Raw genomic sequence first — 16,721 nt, forward strand, 5'->3', positions numbered from 1 at the left:
GATTAGGACTGCTATATATCCGAATTACGAATTTCGCGCAACGCTACTAGCCTTCAACTTAGGATAAGCAATCCGTTTATGGTGAAATTGCTGCCAAACATCCACAAATATCTGAGCAATCTGTGACATTTCTTCCCGTTTTAGTCCTGAATCTACGAGTTGATTGTCTTGCCATTTGGCACGCAGAATATTATTGAGCATTGCTAAAGCTTGTTCGGTAGAGACATCTTTAAGTGATCGCTTCTCTAGCAGAGGTTTAGCCGATGCTTGCAGCGATCGCAGCGCTGCTTCGCAAGAATCTGCTAACATGACAATTCCGGTTTCCCGTGATTGGGGAATTGGGCCATCGTAGCGAAAATCTGCGTCGTCTACTGTTAAACTTGGATCTTCCTGAGCCATTTGCTGGGCTTGGTGATGGAAATAGGCAATCAACATCGTTCCCTGATGCTCTGGAATAAAAGCTTGAATCGCTGTAGGCAAAAGGTGTTTACGCGCCATCACCAACCCTTCAGTTACGTGCTTTTTGATAATTTCTCCACTCTTCCAAGGGTCTTTAATCTCGGTATCGTGTTTATTCGGCCCCCCCATTTGATTTTCAATAAAGCCAAGGGGGTCGTGCATTTTGCCAATATCGTGGTATAATGTGCCAGCCCTGACTAGTTCAACGTTGCATCCTAGTTCTTTGGCAGCAGCTTCGGCAAGGGTAGCCACAAATAACGTATGTTGAAAAGTTCCGGGAGTTTCAGTAGCGAGTCGTTTTAATAAGGGGCGATTAGGGTTCGCCAACTCTGCTAAACGGATGGGAGTGACTAAATCAAAAAGTTTTTCTAGATAAGGACTCAACCCTAAAGCTACGATACTCCAACCTAAACCAGATAAAGCAAACAATCCGGCTTCTCGAAGGACGATATACCAGGTTGAACCAAATGCTTGACCAATTAAGATTTTAACAACCAGATAAATACTACCCTGAGTTAAGGCGATCGCAACACCTAATAATGCTAATTCTTCACGCGATCGCAATCGTTGTGCAATGTAACTACCTAATATTCCTCCTCCAACACCAGCTAAAAGCGCAGCCTTGCTCATATCCAAGCTAATGCCTAATATCGGCAACAGCAGTCCGACAACTGTCAAGCCCAAAGTGGGGCCGTAGAAGCTTCCCAATAATAGACTAAGGGCACTCCAGGTTGTATAAGGCAATCCGATTGTGATCACACCTGGCACACTCAGAGTCAGCAATAACACCAATAGGCGATCGCGTTGTCGCAATTCGTAATGAATATGCCGTTCTACCCAGACAAAAATACTAATGGCGATCGCAATCACGCCTGCTAACTTCACCAATTCTTGCCACTTTAATTCCCAGCGAATCAGGTGATAATGTTCCAACACCTGAAAGTTCCATGCAGTAATCTGCTCTCCTTTTTTGACAATCACCTCACCATGCCGGATCTTCACCATCACGGGTGGCACCCCAGCAGCAGCCTTTTGAGCGTTTTGTCTCGTTTGTTCTTCATCTTCTTGCAAATTCGGCTTGAGTACAGCTAACAATAGCTTCTTTGCCAAAGTTTCAGCGGATTCTGGTACAGAGGTTTGCAATTGTAAACTCACTGCATTTTCTAAGATATTTTTTGGCAGTCCTTGCGGGATGCCTTGGGTGAGAATCCGCTCTGCACTCTGATGGATTCCCATTTGTGTTTTTTCCCACTCCACATCTGACAAATCCAAAAGCAGGGATTCCTCGTATACTACTTCTGGGGTAACAGTCTCTAATTTTAAAAGTTTGGCAGTGGCTTGGGTGTATCTTTGGCGTGCTTGGGAAATTTGGGCAATCAGTAAAGACAAGTTTTTCTCAGAAATTGTGACACGGTAAGATTCTAGTTCTGCTACTGCTTGAGTAAAGTCAGTGTTTTGAGAAAAATCAACTGGCTCTGTCTTTTCTGGATTCTGAGAATCAGATTTGGGTATTGTGAGCGGCTGGCGTTCCTGATTAGGTGCAGCTATAGATGATGAACGGGAGGCGGTTCGTCCTGTTCCTTTCTTCTGCTGATTTTTACTATTTTCTACAGCTACTAGCAGTGCTTGCCATTCCTGGCTAGGACAAGAGCGGAGATAACGCTGGGTAGAGATGGACAAAACTACAGGATCAAAAAAAGGAAAAGCTCCAGCAATGGTGCGAATTTCATAGCCATCATCTAGAAGTTGTTGCAAATTTTCGTTGATTTGTTGATTCATTCGTGCATCAACCATCAACATTTGTAAGGAACTTTTACTAACGGCTTTGCGCTTGGATTCTGTTTTTTTCTGATCTTCAATGCTAGCTGTGTAAGGTGCTGTAATCGTTTGGGGCGCGGGATTTCCTACTTGGAGTTGAGTTTGGTTATATAATTTATGGCCAATAACGCCTGTGAGGGAGACTATAGCGATCGCTAAAATCACCAAGAAACGCTGTTCATGCACCCAATTTAAACCGACTGTATAAATGCTACTCTTAGTTTTGACCGATTCTGCCTTTGACTTGAGCGCTGTTTCTTGTTTTTGGCGATGCCTACGGCGGGCTGCACCTACGCTTTTGTCATTGGTTTTTGATAAAAATAAGATTACATTCTTAAAAATAGTCTTTAGAAGTTCCCTTCTATGGCTTTTGCTTTTGGGACTTCTCATTAACTTTCCTTTACGGCGTAGTCCTTTGTACTGTCGCCGCCAGTGAGTTAATTGCTGGGTTAAGAACTGCAAAAATTGCTGGATTTTCATTATCTCTGCCTGCAATTGCTGACTTTGATAGCTCAAAATAAGACAATCATCAGGGAAGTTTTATCTGCGGCTGCTGCAACTACGGTAGCGGGGGCTTTTTTGTTGCCGATTTGCCACAATAGCTACCTACAGAATCAGTCTGAGGGTTTGCTGAAAAATTCTAGTATATAAGACTAGTACATTGTGGCGTCAGTTTGCATAAGTAAGTGGGCGTGAATAATTAGAGGTTTGTAATAAGCAGATACAGACCTATTTTAAAGGCTGAAGGCCTTAGTACTAGCTAATTGAATTAATTTTACATTGCGTAACATAGTTTTATTTATTCTTGCCCACTTACTTACCTTTAATAAGAACCTTAAGACCCAAGTTTTGTTTTAGTAGTAAGTTTTTTAGTTGTTGGCTAGATTGTGTAGTTTTCAGCGTTTGGCATCCGCACTGTTGTTCGGTGAAAACAGGATTAACGCGACCGAATTACGCGAGGAGCTGCATAAACTGCAAGCAAAGCCTCAGATCCCTCCTCTGTTAACTCGCTTGGATGCAGGGCAAAATTATACACTCCTGACCACACTGCCACAAATGCATCGGTTAATTTTAACATTTGGGAAAAGCTAGTTAGTCCCCATACCGAGGAATTCCTCTGCAAAAGCAAGACTTGCCAATTTACGGGAATTCCACCTATACCGTTATATGCTCCTGATAAAGCACCAGTAATTGCACTTGTAGCCTGTGAGCTTAGAGGCGTAGCATCTTCCACTTTGAAATTGTCATTGTGAGTAGCCCGCAAAACTGCAAGGCGAAAGTCTTCCAAGGTACTCAAAAAGCAGTAAAATGCCAAAGCAATAGTGTTACTTAGCTCTTCTTGCCTAGCAAACTCAGCTTGTGCCCTTGACAATCCAGCCCCTTGCTCTAATAAATTTTGAACTCTTAATAATTTTTTTGGTATTGATGTCGGTGTTTCTCCGAGAAAAGAAATTATTTGCGGGATGAGGGTTAGGGGATCGAGTTTTTCAGTTAAAGCAAGAGATATCGCATATCCTACTGCTAGTGTTCCATCCCTTACTACTGGGTCATCCTCCCAGATTTTGAGTACATGCAGCAAGTTTTGTCGGAGCTTAATTAGATTTTCGTGAAAAAAAAGCGTTACTGGTAGTGTCGCAAGAATTATTTTTATCGAGATGTCATCAGTTGCTGCTAAATGAAGAGATTCTTGTTGCTGACGCCTTATCCAATCATCTAAATCTAATCTACCCAAGGTAATCAAACTTTCAGTACCCAAAACCGCCATTCTGCCCAAATCCAGGTAACTCTGAGACTTGATTTTACCACCAGTGGCTAAACTTTCCCCCAGGAATGCTCCGAGTAAAGTACCTCTAAACCGACTTATAGGAGAATAACGCATACAATTTTTGATTTTGGACTTCGGCTTCTCTACAAGACGCTCTTACGTTCGTTCAGTTGAAGATTTTAGATTGAAAAATTTAATCCAAAGTCTAAACTCTAAGTAGGTAGGCATGAATAGGGTAACGCAGCCTAAAGCCTGCGGGATGGCAACTCTTAGAAACGCTCTTGCGTTCGCTTAGAGCGATGTAGGAGCGTCTGACTCAAACAGGCATTGTCTCCCCTTAAGAGAAGACGGTAGTGGCTCCAGCGACTTCCAGTAAAAAAAAACATCCCATCGCAGGGGCGCAAGGCCTTGCGCCCCTGCTACAAATGTACAAATAATTTTGGATAAATTATTTTTTGTCAGTCCCCTACTTCTTACATTGATGCAGGCTAACGCCAAAAGAGAAGACCGTGCTAACTCACTACAAACTTTAATTTATTTACGCCTAGCTACTTATAACTGATTGATTCTTCATCTTTTCTTAAAAAATGCACCAAGGCTTGTAAGCCTAACAAGTAACTTTGTCCGCCAAAACCACTTATTTGCCCGATTGCTACTGGAGCGATGTATGAGTGATGGCGAAAATCTTCCCGGCGGTAAATATTACTTAGATGTACTTCTACTGTAGGCAAATTAACAGCAGCGATCGCATCTCGCAATGCCACACTTGTATGGGTATATGCCCCTGCATTAATCAAAATTCCCTGATGTTGTCCTAATGCCCCATGAATAGTATCTACCAAAATTCCTTCATGATTTGACTGCACAGGAAAAACTTTCGCCTGTAACTTGAATCCTTCTTCTTCTAACAGGCGGTTAATTTGAGCTAGTGTCAAAGAACCATAAATTCCTGGTTCTCGCTGTCCTAGCAAATTCAAGTTTGGCCCGTGCAGTGCCAGAATGCTTAAGGGTTGTAAAGTCGAGTTCAGCACTTTCGGGCTAGTGGCGACGACGCGAGCGATCGTTCACAGGAATCGGAATCAGTTCCGGTTCCGGTTCAGCCTCTGGTCCTAACAGGCTCTCAATTAGCCTACGTGCTAATTCCTTAAGCTTTTCCACTACCTTTTCTATATAGTCCATGAACTGACCGCTCCTGAGATACTACCTCAATTTTTGATTAACAGGTACGCAGAAAATGGCATATTTTCGCACCTCTGGCTTCCAACCGGGCTGATCCACAATCCCGTGTTTGGGACATAAGCCACTTCTAAAATTTGGCGTTGTGTTTTCCCTTACTTTTTAGATTATCACACTTGCACCTACCGAACTGCATCCTATCAAGGATGGATATCTAGGGTCAAGAGTTCAAGAGTTAAGGATCGGACTTTGGACTCTTGACTTGTAATTAACCTTCTGTACCCTTTTTTTTCGCAGCAGTCGTTGATGACTTAGCAGTTAACTTAGATTTAGAACTCGTTGATTTACTCGTTTTGCGAGTCGATTTCGCTGTCGATGCCTTAGCTGCCAACAAGTTCAGCGCCGCAGCCAGGGTTACATCTTCTACCGATTGACCTTCTGGGATACTCACATTAGTTTTGCCATGCTTGATGTAAGGGCCATAGGGGCCATCGTAGATGTTAATTGTTTCCCCATCCTCTGGATGTGTACCCAATTCGCGTAAAGCTGCCTTGGACTTGCTGTTGGTGGAACTGCGTCCCTTTTTTGGTTCGGATAACAGTTCAAATGCACGTTCTAGGGTAATTGTCAATACATTATCAGTAGCTTTTAGGGAGCGGTAGTCTTTCCCTTCCTTACCCTGGTCATGAACCACATAAGGGCCAAAGCGTCCCAAACTTGCTTGGATTTTGCCGCCAGTAACTGAATGAACCCCTAACGTTCGGGGTAGTGCCAACAGACCAACAGCCATTTCCAGGGTAACGGTTTCTGGGGTAACACCTTTGAGTAGGGAGGCTTGTTTCGGTTTGGGGTTTTCGTCGGTTTTGTCACCCAATTGAACATAAGGACCATAAGCACCAATTTTCACATAAATCGGTTCGCCAGTTTCGGGATGGCGACCTACCTGGTCAGGGCCTGTGGTTTTTTGACGTAGCAATACTTCTACCTGTTTGGGGTCGAGGTCTGCTGGTGTCAAGTCTTTGGGAATTGAAGCGGTGATAACCCCCTCACCATTTTCGACTTCAATGTAGGGGCCATATTTACCAATGCGGACTTTAGCATCTAGATTCTCCAGTTCTACAGTCCTAGCTTTGGGGGCATCAATTTGACTTTCCCGTTCTTTTACCAGGGTTTCCAGCCCTTTTTCTCCCAGATAGAATTGCTGCAAGTAGGGTAGCCATTTCGCTTCACCTGTGGCAATGTCATCAAGCGTTTGCTCCATTTTCGAGGTAAAACTGGGATCAACGATGTCTGGGAAATGTTTTTCCAGCAAGTCGGTGACAGCGAAAGCGGTGAAGGTAGGAATGAGAGCGTTACTCACCAATTGGGCATAACCCTTGTCGATAATTGTGCCAATGATGCTGGCATAGGTACTGGGACGACCGATACCTTCGCTTTCCAAGGTTTTCACCAAAGTAGCTTCGGTGTACCTAGCTGGTGGTTGGGTTTCATGACCAACTGCTTCTAAATCTGTACAATTCGGATGATCTCCCACTTTCAGATTCGGCAAAATTACTTCCTGGTCTTCCAGTGCTGCTTCTGGGTCATCTGAACCTTCGACGTAGGCACGTAAGTATCCAGGAAATTCAATCCGTTTACCAGAAGAACGGAATCCAGCGTCCTCAACTTGCAATTGCACGGTAATTTGAGTTTGGCGGGAATCAGCCATTTGACAGGCGACAGTGCGCTTCCAAATCAAATCGTAAACGGCAAGTTCTCGACCGCCCAAAGCAGTTTCTTGGGGAGTGCGGAAGCTGCTACCTGCTGGACGAATTGCTTCGTGCGCCTCTTGTGCGCCTTTGGATTTGGTAGTGTATTGCCGAGGTTGGGGACTAAGGTATTGTTGACCGTAGAGCTTTTCTACACAACTCCGAGCAGCTGCGATCGCCTGATCTGACAAATGCACTGAATCTGTCCGCATATAGGTAATATACCCCTGCTCGTACAAATTCTGGGCAACCCGCATCGTGTCACGAGCTGAGAGGCGCAGTTTCCGGTTAGATTCTTGTTGCAGCGTCGAGGTAGTGAACGGTGGTGCAGGTTTGCGCGTCACTGGGCGTTCTTCGATGTCAGCAACATTCCAGGTTTTCCCAGTCAGGCGTTCCTTGAGGGCTACTGCTTGGTCAACGTTTAGCAACAAGACATTGCGACCTGCGGTAATTTGTCCAGTCGTTGCGTCAAAATCGCTGCCGTTAGCGATTTTGCTTCCTCCCAATGTGACCAACTGGGCACCAAAGGGGGTTTTTTCCTTTGACAAACTGGCTTTCAAATCCCAGTACGTACCTTCATGGAAAGCACGGCGTTGGCGTTCTCTAGTGACTAAAAGTCGCACGGCTACAGATTGCACTCGCCCAGCAGATAATCCCCAGGCGATTTTTTTCCATAGCAGGGGAGACAGGGTATAGCCCACGAGTCGATCTAAAATCCGCCGCGTTTCTTGGGCGCGAACCAACTGCTCATCGATATTGCGGCAGTTTTTCAACGCTTTTTTGATCGCGTCTTGGGTAATTTCGTGAAACACCATCCGCTTAGTCGGAACTTTCGGCTTGAGCAATTGGTATAAATGCCAACTAATGCTTTCGCCTTCCCGGTCTTCGTCCGTTGCCAGAATCAGTTCATCTACATCCTTGAGGGCATCTTTGAGTTGGGTAACAATTTTCTTTTTGTCTTTCGGGACAACATATACCGGTTCAAAGTCGGCGTCCACATTTACCCCTAGCTGCGCCCATGTTTCCCCCTTGACGGCAGCGGGAATTTCACTAGCCGACTGGGGGAGGTCACGCACATGACCCATAGACGCCTCCACCCGATAGCCTGATGGCAGGTAGTTGCGAATGGTACGAGCTTTGGTTGGAGATTCGACGATGACGAGAGTTGACATGGAAATTTCAATAAAAAGAAGAGCTACTAAGCAAAACAGTCAAATTGAGGTAGTTTTTGCAAATTGTCAAGATAAAAGGTCGCGCTTAGGGCGGTGATTTAATCCTCACATAAACTCCCTGCTTGGGAGAAAATGCGCTGAACTTAGGGCCCAGTCTTTCCCAGAGGATAGGGGAGGGTAACGCTGGGTGTGAATTTCCAGCTATTTCAATCTTTAACTTATCTAACGCATAATTGGCGACTACAGTTTTCAAAATACCCTGCAAGAAGTGTAATACGTCAATTGGGGAATGGGGCATGGGGCATCGGGAATAGGGAATGGGGAAGCAAAAGAGCAAAGAGCAGAGGCGAAAGATGTAAAATTTTTCATTCTCCCCAATGCCCAATGCCCAATGCCCACTTTCATAAAGCTTGTGCCAAAATTAAACCAAACTTGAGAGCAAAAGCGAAGTGGGGTTTGTACCCATGTTAGGAAAGCAAAACCATGCAACCGATTCGTCAAGGTGATGTAATCTTACTGCCTGTGCAGCAAATTGAAGGACAAAAAATACCTCACTTAACTTTGGCAGAAGGCGAAGTTACCGGGCATAAACATCGCATTACTCAGGGAAACGCACAATTATACGAAAAAGATAGCACACTCTATTTGCGTGTGTTTTCAGAGTCGGCATTGCTAGCTCATGAGGAGCATAAAGCTATTTCTATTCCCCAAGGTGATTGAATGGTGAAAATTCAGCGGGAATACGAGCCTGAAGGTTGGCGATATGTCGCTGATTGAAAATTTAACGCCTGAGCAAGAGGCTTTGATTCCAGTTTATCGAGAGAAGTGGCGAGCGATCGCGCTTTCAACTGAGCGAATTGCTCGTGCAAAAGTGACCGAGGTGGTAAAAGCTGCTTATGTATTTGTGGGATTATCTGAGCCTGAGATTTTATTTTTTGATCGTCTTTATGCTGCTTGGGCTGCCATTAATGGTGACTTGGAGAGCAAATTGAAATATAAGTTATATCAGGGATTATGGAAGTTAATTTTTGGTTTGCGTGAGATATATCAACAGCTACATATAGAAATTATTAATAAATTAAGTGCAGAATTTTCTAGCGATGCTCATATTTTATTAAGGCAAGATTCATTGTACTTAGGTATGCTTTGAATAAATAAATTAAATGATACAGAGTAAGATGTCGCATCATTAATAGATTGCTGTATTTCAGTGTTAAATTGTACTCATAACTCAATCAAATGGAATTTATTTCAGGCGCTAATTAAGGATTGTGGTTTTATTTCTCCATTTGAAAAATTTTGTATAGTATGCGATCGCCCCCTTCACCTGCGCTTTGATAATCAAAATACTCTCCACGTTTAAGGCGATCCTGCTATTGAATTTACCGATGGATATAGCTTTTACTTCTACCACAGTGTAACCTTACCTGAAAAATACGGTAAAATCCACCCGTAGCAATGACAAGCTGAATGGCTTTTCTTAGAGGAAAACGCCAAACTACGCCGAGTGTTAATTCAGGGTATTGGTTACGCTATAATTTGCCAACAATTACAAGCTATTGAATTAGATACTTGGCAAAAATATACACTATTAAAAATTGATAATAATGTGGATATCGAGCCGATTTATTAAAATTTATTAAAAATGACTTGCCCTAGCACAAGTTTTATTCACGCCTTGCGTGTTCCACCGAATATGAACTCAGCGCGTGAGGCAATTTTCTGGGTAAATTGGGGAATAGAACCAGAAGAATTTGCTATACAAACATAACGGCTTCAGGGGCTTTACACATTTAGAACCACACTAAAAAAGTCTAAAACTATTACCTTTCCTTCTGGTCATGGGCTAAATGAAAATGAAATAGCCCTGGAATTTCTATATATATTGTTTTGAAATATCAAGCCTAACATTTTTGCTAGGTTTTATTTTTGATATCACACAAAAAACAAAAGACGTAAAAGATAAATTTGCATCGAAAATTTTTAAAGTTAGAAAATGAATGTGGTTCTGACTGTACCAATGACGATATCATCGTTTTGATTGTTATGATCTGGCGCTATTAGCCAGATAACTCCTGGGGTAATGCTGATATTGTCACTCAGCTTATATTGATAGAAACCTTCAACGTGATCTGAAGTGTCTGGATCCTTGTTGATACCTGCATTCCTGAGAGAATTGCTGACACTGCTAACTTTAGGTTCCATACCCACAATCATGCCTAAAATGTTATTTTTTATACCAAATTTCAGAAAAGCCAGTGTGACGGTAGAGTTCCAGATGTTAGCTCAAATAATAATACAGGTTTAATATTCATCTACGTATATATATATAAAATATTTTAGTCCGCAATTGTCTTCACATCCTATACTTTGAATAGCTTTTTGCTATCTTCAGATTTATTGGCTCAATAAATAGTTTTGGTAAAAATGATTCTTCCTTACTACACAAATACTCGGATGATATGCCAAGGTATGGGTATCAAATGATTAAGGAAATAAATCAATGTTTACTATACAAAAACTATCATTAGCTTTAATTGGAACAGCAGTTGTTTGCATGAGTGCTAACCCAGCTGGCGCTGTTAGCCTGACTCAAGGAGGTTCCACACCTGTTGCAGGAGAAGGTCAATATACTAATATTCAAGGAGCTACAACGATCAACTTCAATTCCGGGACAGCAACCGATCCAAACGGATTTGTTACTTACTCTGCAACTAATGGAATTGTCCAAGGGAGTGTAGATAGTCAATATGCTGCCCCCTTCGGTGATACCAGCAAATACTTAACGGTTGCGCCACAAGGTGCCCAAGCTAATGGTCAGAATATTCCAGGAAACACTGGTAATGAAACTATTACCTTTGCTAAGGCTATTGATTACTTTGGCTTCTACTGGGGGTCAATAGACACATATAACATTGTGGATGTCTATAGTGGAGGTAATTTACTAAAAACATTTAGTGGCGCAGATGTTCCAAACGCTCCAGCGAATGGTGAACAGAGTGGTAATGCAAATAATGTCTATGTTAATTTGTTAGCAAATACTAGTATAGGAGAGAGTTTTGATAAGGTAGTTTTAAGAACAACTGGTATTGCATTTGAAACTGATAACCACAGCTACAGACTAGCTAGTGTCCCTGAACCTACTGCAACATTTGGCTTGCTAGCGTTCGGTGTTATGAGTGCTGGTTCATTTGTGAAACGGAAATTAAAGTTAGTTTAAAATCATCTATTTACACCGTCTGAAAAATTAACAATGTCATTCTCGTTTGAAAATATAAAACCCAGCAAAAATGCTGGGTTTTTACTTTGGAATCATCTAAAAAAGCGAAGGACACAAAGAATTAATTTGCATCTTCAGCTAAAATTAGGAAAATTAGAAAGTGAATGTGGTTCTGACTGTACCAATGACGATATCATCGTTTTGATTGTTATGATCTGGCCCTGTTAACCAGATAACTCCTGGGGTAATGCTGATATTGTCACTCACCTTATATTGATAGAAACCTTCAATGTGATATGAAGTGTCTGGATCTTTGTTGATACCTGCATTGCTGAGAGAATTGCTCACACTGGTAACTTTAGGTTCCATACCCACAATAATGCCTGCAATGTTACCTGTTTTACCAAGATCCGGGAAAGCCAGTGTGACGGCATAGTTCCAGATGTCAGCATCACCAACTGAAAGAACGCGAGCTTTGGTTAAGCCAGCCCAACCACCAATCACGAATTTTGAGCTAGGTTGAAAGGATGCTTCAATACCGTAGGAGTTGCTAGAAGCATTCTGCAATATGTTGTCATTAGCGTTATTGCTACCACCACTACCATTGGCAAAAAAAGTATTTTTATAGGCGTTAATGTAGGTCAAACCAAGGGTAATTTGCTTGCTAGGCTTAACAGTTAACTGCCCCATAGCACCATAAGCACCGTTGAACAGTCCAGAGCCTAGCTGAGGGTTAGCAGCATCATTCGCTAAATAGCCGAAGCTTAGTTCCAGCTGATCACTAAACTCGTGTTTGACTCCTATACCAGTACCATTGACTAGATAATAAATTGGGTTGCGAGTCCCAAAATGGGAAAGGGCACCGCTACCACCGTCCCCATCAAGGTACGGGTTGACTGTGTTAGTGAAATCATCAATTGCACCTGCATTTGCTTCCAGGATGATGTCTGTTTTATCACCGAGAGGGAACTGATACAACAGTGCGTCTATCACTACTCCATTACTGTTGTTACCACCAGCAAATCGGAAGTCACCTTCTGGTGTAAAGGTGGCAGTCTGAGAGAAGGGATCTAGGTTTGTTGCCTGAAGTCGTGTTCTGAGTAAATCTTTACCAGTAAAACTGGTGTCGAGGTTCAGACGCACCCGATCTGCAAGGACAGTATTTTGGTTGACTTTTTGACCATTAACTGTATTTCCACTTATAACATCCGCGATCGCAATTACCACTTCCCCATTCAGTTTGGTTGTGGTTGAAAACCGATTCGCCTCCAATTCAGCACTGCGTGCTTCTACTGCATCCACACGACCTCGGAGTGTCGCAAGTTCTGCTGAAAAATCTTCTTGCAGCTTTTGTAATGTGGCTAAATCTTGTTTGTTAACTAAATCGCCAGTGGCTGTAGCAATAAGTTCGTTAACGCGGTCAAGACAAGCATTCAAACCAGCAGCAAACTCATATCGCGTTAATGCCCGATTACCACGATAAGTGCTATTTGGGTATCCGGCAATACAGCCATAGCGCTCAACCAAGGACTGCAATGCTTGGAATGCCCAGTCAGTGGGTTGTACATCAGAAAATTGAGACACGGAGGTAACTTGCGCCATTGTCTGATCTGGCGCTATGTTCGTAGCTCTTGTGTCTGGATTAGCTAAAACTTGCGCTTGATTGATTTCAGACCTGCCAGATGTTTCACCTGCAAATGCAACAGTATTCACAAATAGCATTACACCGCAGATTGCTGGACTAACTAGCAGATATTTACAGAATTTTTGCATTTTTCTCCTCACATTGATCTCCAATTCACACCCAAACCACATTTTTTTAAACGTGTATTTTCTGAGAATATTTGTCAGCAATCTTATCAGAAGTAAGCAAACTTTTTAACAAAAAAAGTCAAGAAATCCTAATTATTCAAGGAAAACTAAATTGTAAAGGGCTGTACCGTCTGAAAAAGTTTTGTTATTATTCATTACACAGGAAACGCAGAATGATATTCTCTGACTATTTTAAGAATGAGAATCATTATATGGTAAAATTTAGAAAAAGGCAATCCGCTATTACCTTATGATGCGTTTCGATATTTAGCTAAACGCTATAACCTGAAGCAAGTTGCTGTAGTACAAATTCCCGAAGATCAACTTTCACCAAGGGATGTGCAAAATGCAGTCAATGCTGTAAAAAAGTACAAAGTTAAAGCTTCATTTAGTGAACCAGGTAGTAGATAACAAATTTAACCAGCCTCTCCAAAGATTTGAAGTTAATGCGTCCTCTGGATTCTCTGGAAATTGGTGGAATAGAAGTAGAAGCTTTATGGCAAACCGATGCTTATGATTTACAGCATCAAGTTATTAGTACTCTTAGCGGTGCTGAACTTAAGCGGATTTTATTGACTTATTGTTTGATAATGCCTCGGAAACTGTTAGTACTAGATGAAGGCTTTGCTAATGTTGATGTGCAAGGTTCAACAGATTTTAGGCTTTGCTAAATGAATCAAAGCGGGAGGAGAGTTGGACGTATTGCAAGTTTCTCATGATATTTATATGGTAAATCGCTATTGCGATCGCGTGCTTTGCCTTAACCAAAACATTGTTTGTACTAATCAGCCGGAAATTGCCCTTTGATTGCAAAACCTGTTAGCAACCTACAGCCCAAGTTTCAGTCGCTACCAGCACCAACATTAATGCCCATAAATATGAATTTCTTCAATGCTGGCATCATTGGATCAGGTATTTTCAACCTTGCTTCTGGCCCGTTTGTGCTATTTGTAGCCGTTTTGATCTGGTTCAAGTTGAGATTGAAAGCTGCATAAATATTTTTCTCCAAAGACTTGCTATTTTCTTTTATGTTTGCTACATTGATTAATCGTGGCTCACAAAAGCCCCAGCCGGGATAGCTCAGTTGGTAGAGCAGAGGACTGAAAATCCTCGTGTCACCGGTTCAAGTCCGGTTCCTGGCATTCTTTACAGCCAAATTGACTTTTGACATAACGCATAAAGTGGCATGGATCTGGTATAAAGGGAAAGCTGATTACCAGTTATGTCGGACAAATGGCTTGTAGCTTGTCGCAAATTGTATCTCCCGTTGCTGCCCGTACTAAAATTTGAAATAATGATTTGACATCAAATGCTCCCTTTGTTTTAAGCAAAATATTTTCTGATAAACATTTAATTGTGTGTGATAAAGTTTCTTGACTTTTCGATTTCCTAAGTGTATTTGTTAATGAATGTTGGCGAAAAAGTATCAGTTAACGCAAAGGAACGCAAAGTAATTACAGTTGGGATTAAAATCGCTGACCTGTTGTAACTTCAAATCTAACTTCTCCTTGGTCGCTAATTCCTAAGTCGCCTCGAATCAGCCCAAAGGATGACTTAAGTCTCAATCCTAAGCCATAGCCAAAGCCGCTTCCAGGTTTGTCTCGCAGCACTCCTGGTTCTCCTAGCACGGTTTCGCTAGACCCGAAATCTGAGGCTAAGTCAGTAAAGAGAATTCCTCCTATTGACTGAAAAATTGGGAAACGATATTCCACAGAAGCTAAACCATAACTCCGACAACTGGCAACTTTACCATAACCGTAACCTCTAACAGAATTTAGCCCACCAATATTAAAAGCATCAGCTGGTGGAAAGTCTCCAAAAGTTGTGCCAATTTGTAAATTAATAGCCAACATTTCTGGATTGTCGGTTGGTCTACCATCACCTATCCAACTGACTGGTAAATACTGAATATAGTCTCCCCGTAGGCGGTTGCTGGAAATATTGCCCAGTCCAATGGGAATCGCTTGTTCTGTACTGAGGGTGAGGATTGATCCTTGAGTCGGATTGTCTCGGCGATCGCGTTGATCTCTGGATACAGCAAATGATACTGTGAATAGGTCATCAATACCAGTACCGCTGACAGATAGGGGACTCCCTAATCTATCGACCTGTGCAACGTTATATTCTTGATCGCGTAGGCTAATCCTGGTATAGTTGAGAGCCACAGATGTATCCCAGTCATCGAAAGAGCGTAAGAGTCCCACAGAACCGCCAAACCTTCCCTCCCGCACTTTGTTGCCGTTAGCCAATCTGATATCTTCGTTGAAGGTTCCCGATACATTTCGACTACGAAAACTTCTAATGCTATAGCCTAAGCGGTTTGGTTCTCCAGGACGATAACGACTAGTGAACTGACTATTAAACTGGACATCTTTAGTGCTAAATTGCACAGTTGTATCTAATTTATCGTTAAGACCGCTGATATTTGCATCTTTATAACCCACCCGACCGTATAGCCCAACATCATCGTTACTACCGCCTCCTAAAATTAGAGAAGGAAAGCGACGCTCTTTGATTTTATAAATGATATTAACACTGGAGGCATCTTCTTCTCGATTAACATCTACTTGATTAAATGACTCTAATCTCCTCAACCGTTGCAAGTCTGCTTGAAGCAAATCCTCACGGAATACCTGACCGGGTTTGAGTCTCAGCAGACCAATGATTAAATCTGTCTGAGTCCGCCCTTTAATTGACTGACCTTTGTCATCGAGCAACTCATTTTTGTGATTAATAAAACGAATCTGGATGTCTTTGACAACTTTTTGGTAAAATTCAAGCGCTTGGCTATCTCCTGAAGTCGCTCCTATATAATTACCATATTTGGCATACCCTCCCTCTATATGGATCGTAGCTTCCGGCGTTACAATACCACTAGCCCCATCCTGAGTAGAAGATTGCAAGTCTGCAAGGGCTTGTGGATTTTTCCCACCCACTAACATTACCGCGATCGCAACTACAGTTATTTGAACTCGCATATTGAAAATCTGTTAGTGTTATTAAGTTTACGACATAGAGCGAATCTATTGTGCGTAAGTCTTATAGTTCTTAAGGAGCAGGCATCGGGAACATCTCAAGTAGTGTAAAAATGGCTGCTAAATTCTGCTAAATATCTACGCAAGTATGATTATTTTACCCCGAAGTCTCTCAATACTCCCAAAGATGGCAATAGACATCTGGTGAAAAAGAATGTAGGCGAAATTTGCGTCTCTACAAGGGTTCTGCATAACGCATATTTAATTTCACCAAATGTCTAATGATTCGTGGGAGTGGCTGGACCATCTTACCGGAAGTCAACAACAATCCCTAATCGATGAAATTGTAGCCCAAGAAGAATAAAGTAGAATCTCTCAGCAAACAGAAATTAACAATGTTTTAGTCATGGCTATCGCTCAACTTTAACCGTAATTACAGGAGATTATACAACTTTACTACTGAGTGCGGCTAGGGTGCAGGATGTTGACCAAACGCAACCAGAGGCTATTTTATCTTGTTAACTAGCGATCGCAGGTCAATCAATTTTGGATATGAAAAATAGAATTTAGGTTGAC

Annotated in this window: 13 protein-coding genes, 1 tRNA gene and 2 pseudogenes; 7 read left to right on the top strand and 9 right to left on the bottom strand. The window is 42.2% G+C overall.

The features are described from left to right. Positions 1-24: 24 nt before the first annotated feature. From V7K21_RS24705 to topA, 5 genes are all read right to left on the bottom strand, one after another. Positions 25-2,757 (bottom strand): HD family phosphohydrolase, encoded by a 2,733-nt coding sequence (locus V7K21_RS24705; RefSeq protein WP_335177904.1) that lies wholly within the window; start codon positions 2,755-2,757, stop codon positions 25-27. Positions 2,758-3,214: 457 nt separating this feature from the next. Beyond that, entirely contained in the window at positions 3,215-4,156 is a 942-nt protein-coding gene (locus V7K21_RS24710; protein ID WP_335177906.1) for an ADP-ribosylglycohydrolase family protein, read from the bottom strand. A 434-nt stretch (positions 4,157-4,590) separates the two neighbouring features. Next, on the bottom strand, positions 4,591-5,073 hold the full coding sequence (aroQ, locus tag V7K21_RS24715) for a type II 3-dehydroquinate dehydratase (RefSeq protein ID WP_335177908.1): 483 nt from the start codon (positions 5,071-5,073) through the stop codon (positions 4,591-4,593). A 7-nt stretch (positions 5,074-5,080) separates the two neighbouring features. Next, a complete protein-coding gene (locus V7K21_RS24720) occupies positions 5,081-5,221 on the bottom strand; it encodes a hypothetical protein (protein ID WP_273767644.1) in 141 nt (46 codons plus the stop codon). 265 nt (positions 5,222-5,486) lie between these two features. After that, positions 5,487-8,138: a type I DNA topoisomerase gene (gene topA / locus V7K21_RS24725; RefSeq protein WP_335177910.1), complete on the bottom strand. Its 2,652-nt coding sequence runs from the start codon at positions 8,136-8,138 to the stop codon at positions 5,487-5,489. A 483-nt stretch (positions 8,139-8,621) separates the two neighbouring features. On the opposite strand from topA, the gene V7K21_RS24730 reads away from it, so the two are divergent. Together V7K21_RS24730 and V7K21_RS24735 are read left to right on the top strand one after the other, a co-directional pair. Continuing rightward, positions 8,622-8,858: a hypothetical protein gene (locus V7K21_RS24730; RefSeq protein ID WP_335177912.1), complete on the top strand. Its 237-nt coding sequence runs from the start codon at positions 8,622-8,624 to the stop codon at positions 8,856-8,858. A gap of 43 nt (positions 8,859-8,901) precedes the next feature. Beyond that, positions 8,902-9,288 carry a hypothetical protein gene (locus tag V7K21_RS24735; RefSeq protein WP_335177914.1) on the top strand — a complete coding sequence of 129 codons (387 nt, stop codon included), beginning with the start codon at positions 8,902-8,904 and terminating at the stop codon, positions 9,286-9,288. Positions 9,289-9,396: 108 nt separating this feature from the next. Here the strand turns inward: V7K21_RS24735 and V7K21_RS24740 are convergent, their stop codons facing one another. Further along, on the bottom strand, positions 9,397-9,552 hold the full coding sequence (locus tag V7K21_RS24740) for a hypothetical protein (RefSeq protein ID WP_335177916.1): 156 nt from the start codon (positions 9,550-9,552) through the stop codon (positions 9,397-9,399). 231 nt (positions 9,553-9,783) lie between these two features. On the opposite strand from V7K21_RS24740, the gene V7K21_RS24745 reads away from it, so the two are divergent. Continuing rightward, positions 9,784-9,909: a hypothetical protein gene (locus tag V7K21_RS24745; RefSeq protein WP_335177918.1), complete on the top strand. Its 126-nt coding sequence runs from the start codon at positions 9,784-9,786 to the stop codon at positions 9,907-9,909. Between the two features lie 218 nt (positions 9,910-10,127). On the opposite strand, the pseudogene V7K21_RS24750 reads toward V7K21_RS24745, so the two are convergent. Then, positions 10,128-10,421 (bottom strand): annotated as a pseudogene (locus V7K21_RS24750) (carbohydrate porin); the annotation flags it as partial. 220 nt (positions 10,422-10,641) lie between these two features. Here V7K21_RS24750 and V7K21_RS24755 point away from each other — a divergent pair. Beyond that, a complete protein-coding gene (locus V7K21_RS24755) occupies positions 10,642-11,358 on the top strand; it encodes an Npun_F0296 family exosortase-dependent surface protein (RefSeq protein ID WP_335177920.1) in 717 nt (238 codons plus the stop codon). 153 nt (positions 11,359-11,511) lie between these two features. Here V7K21_RS24755 and V7K21_RS24760 read toward each other — a convergent pair whose 3' ends face one another. Continuing rightward, positions 11,512-13,131, bottom strand: a complete 1,620-nt coding sequence (locus V7K21_RS24760; RefSeq protein ID WP_335177922.1) for an iron uptake porin — start codon at positions 13,129-13,131, stop codon at positions 11,512-11,514. 348 nt (positions 13,132-13,479) lie between these two features. Here V7K21_RS24760 and V7K21_RS30875 point away from each other — a divergent pair, with 348 nt between their 5' ends. The 3 genes and pseudogenes from V7K21_RS30875 to V7K21_RS24775 all read left to right on the top strand — a co-directional run bounded on the left by V7K21_RS30875 (position 13,480) and on the right by V7K21_RS24775 (position 14,312). Further along, positions 13,480-13,581, top strand: coding sequence for a hypothetical protein (locus V7K21_RS30875; RefSeq protein WP_442948919.1), 102 nt, complete (start codon positions 13,480-13,482; stop codon positions 13,579-13,581). 80 nt (positions 13,582-13,661) lie between these two features. After that, a pseudogene (locus V7K21_RS24770) lies at positions 13,662-13,977 on the top strand (ABC transporter ATP-binding protein); the annotation flags it as partial. 262 nt (positions 13,978-14,239) lie between these two features. Next, positions 14,240-14,312, top strand: a tRNA-Phe gene (locus tag V7K21_RS24775). Between the two features lie 324 nt (positions 14,313-14,636). On the opposite strand, the gene V7K21_RS24780 is transcribed toward V7K21_RS24775, so the two are convergent. Then, positions 14,637-16,148, bottom strand: a complete 1,512-nt coding sequence (locus V7K21_RS24780) for a BamA/TamA family outer membrane protein (protein ID WP_335177924.1) — start codon at positions 16,146-16,148, stop codon at positions 14,637-14,639. Positions 16,149-16,721: the final 573 nt, after the last annotated feature.

The sequence above is a fragment of the Nostoc sp. genome, assembly GCF_036919595.1.
GTDB lineage: Bacteria > Cyanobacteriota > Cyanobacteriia > Cyanobacteriales > Nostocaceae > Nostoc.

Excerpts from the sequence above, each read along its gene's own strand:
- V7K21_RS24705 (WP_335177904.1), bottom strand. The coding sequence starts at position 2,757 with ATGAAAATCCAGCAATTTTTGCAGTTCTTAACCCAGCAATTAACTCAC.
- V7K21_RS24710 (WP_335177906.1), bottom strand. The coding sequence starts at position 4,156 with ATGCGTTATTCTCCTATAAGTCGGTTTAGAGGTACTTTACTCGGAGCA.
- V7K21_RS24720 (WP_273767644.1), bottom strand. The coding sequence starts at position 5,221 with ATGGACTATATAGAAAAGGTAGTGGAAAAGCTTAAGGAATTAGCACGT.
- topA (WP_335177910.1), bottom strand. The coding sequence starts at position 8,138 with ATGTCAACTCTCGTCATCGTCGAATCTCCAACCAAAGCTCGTACCATT.
- V7K21_RS24730 (WP_335177912.1), top strand. The coding sequence starts at position 8,622 with ATGCAACCGATTCGTCAAGGTGATGTAATCTTACTGCCTGTGCAGCAA.
- V7K21_RS24735 (WP_335177914.1), top strand. The coding sequence starts at position 8,902 with ATGTCGCTGATTGAAAATTTAACGCCTGAGCAAGAGGCTTTGATTCCA.
- V7K21_RS24745 (WP_335177918.1), top strand. The coding sequence starts at position 9,784 with ATGACTTGCCCTAGCACAAGTTTTATTCACGCCTTGCGTGTTCCACCG.
- V7K21_RS24755 (WP_335177920.1), top strand. The coding sequence starts at position 10,642 with ATGTTTACTATACAAAAACTATCATTAGCTTTAATTGGAACAGCAGTT.
- V7K21_RS24760 (WP_335177922.1), bottom strand. The coding sequence starts at position 13,131 with ATGCAAAAATTCTGTAAATATCTGCTAGTTAGTCCAGCAATCTGCGGT.
- V7K21_RS24780 (WP_335177924.1), bottom strand. The coding sequence starts at position 16,148 with ATGCGAGTTCAAATAACTGTAGTTGCGATCGCGGTAATGTTAGTGGGT.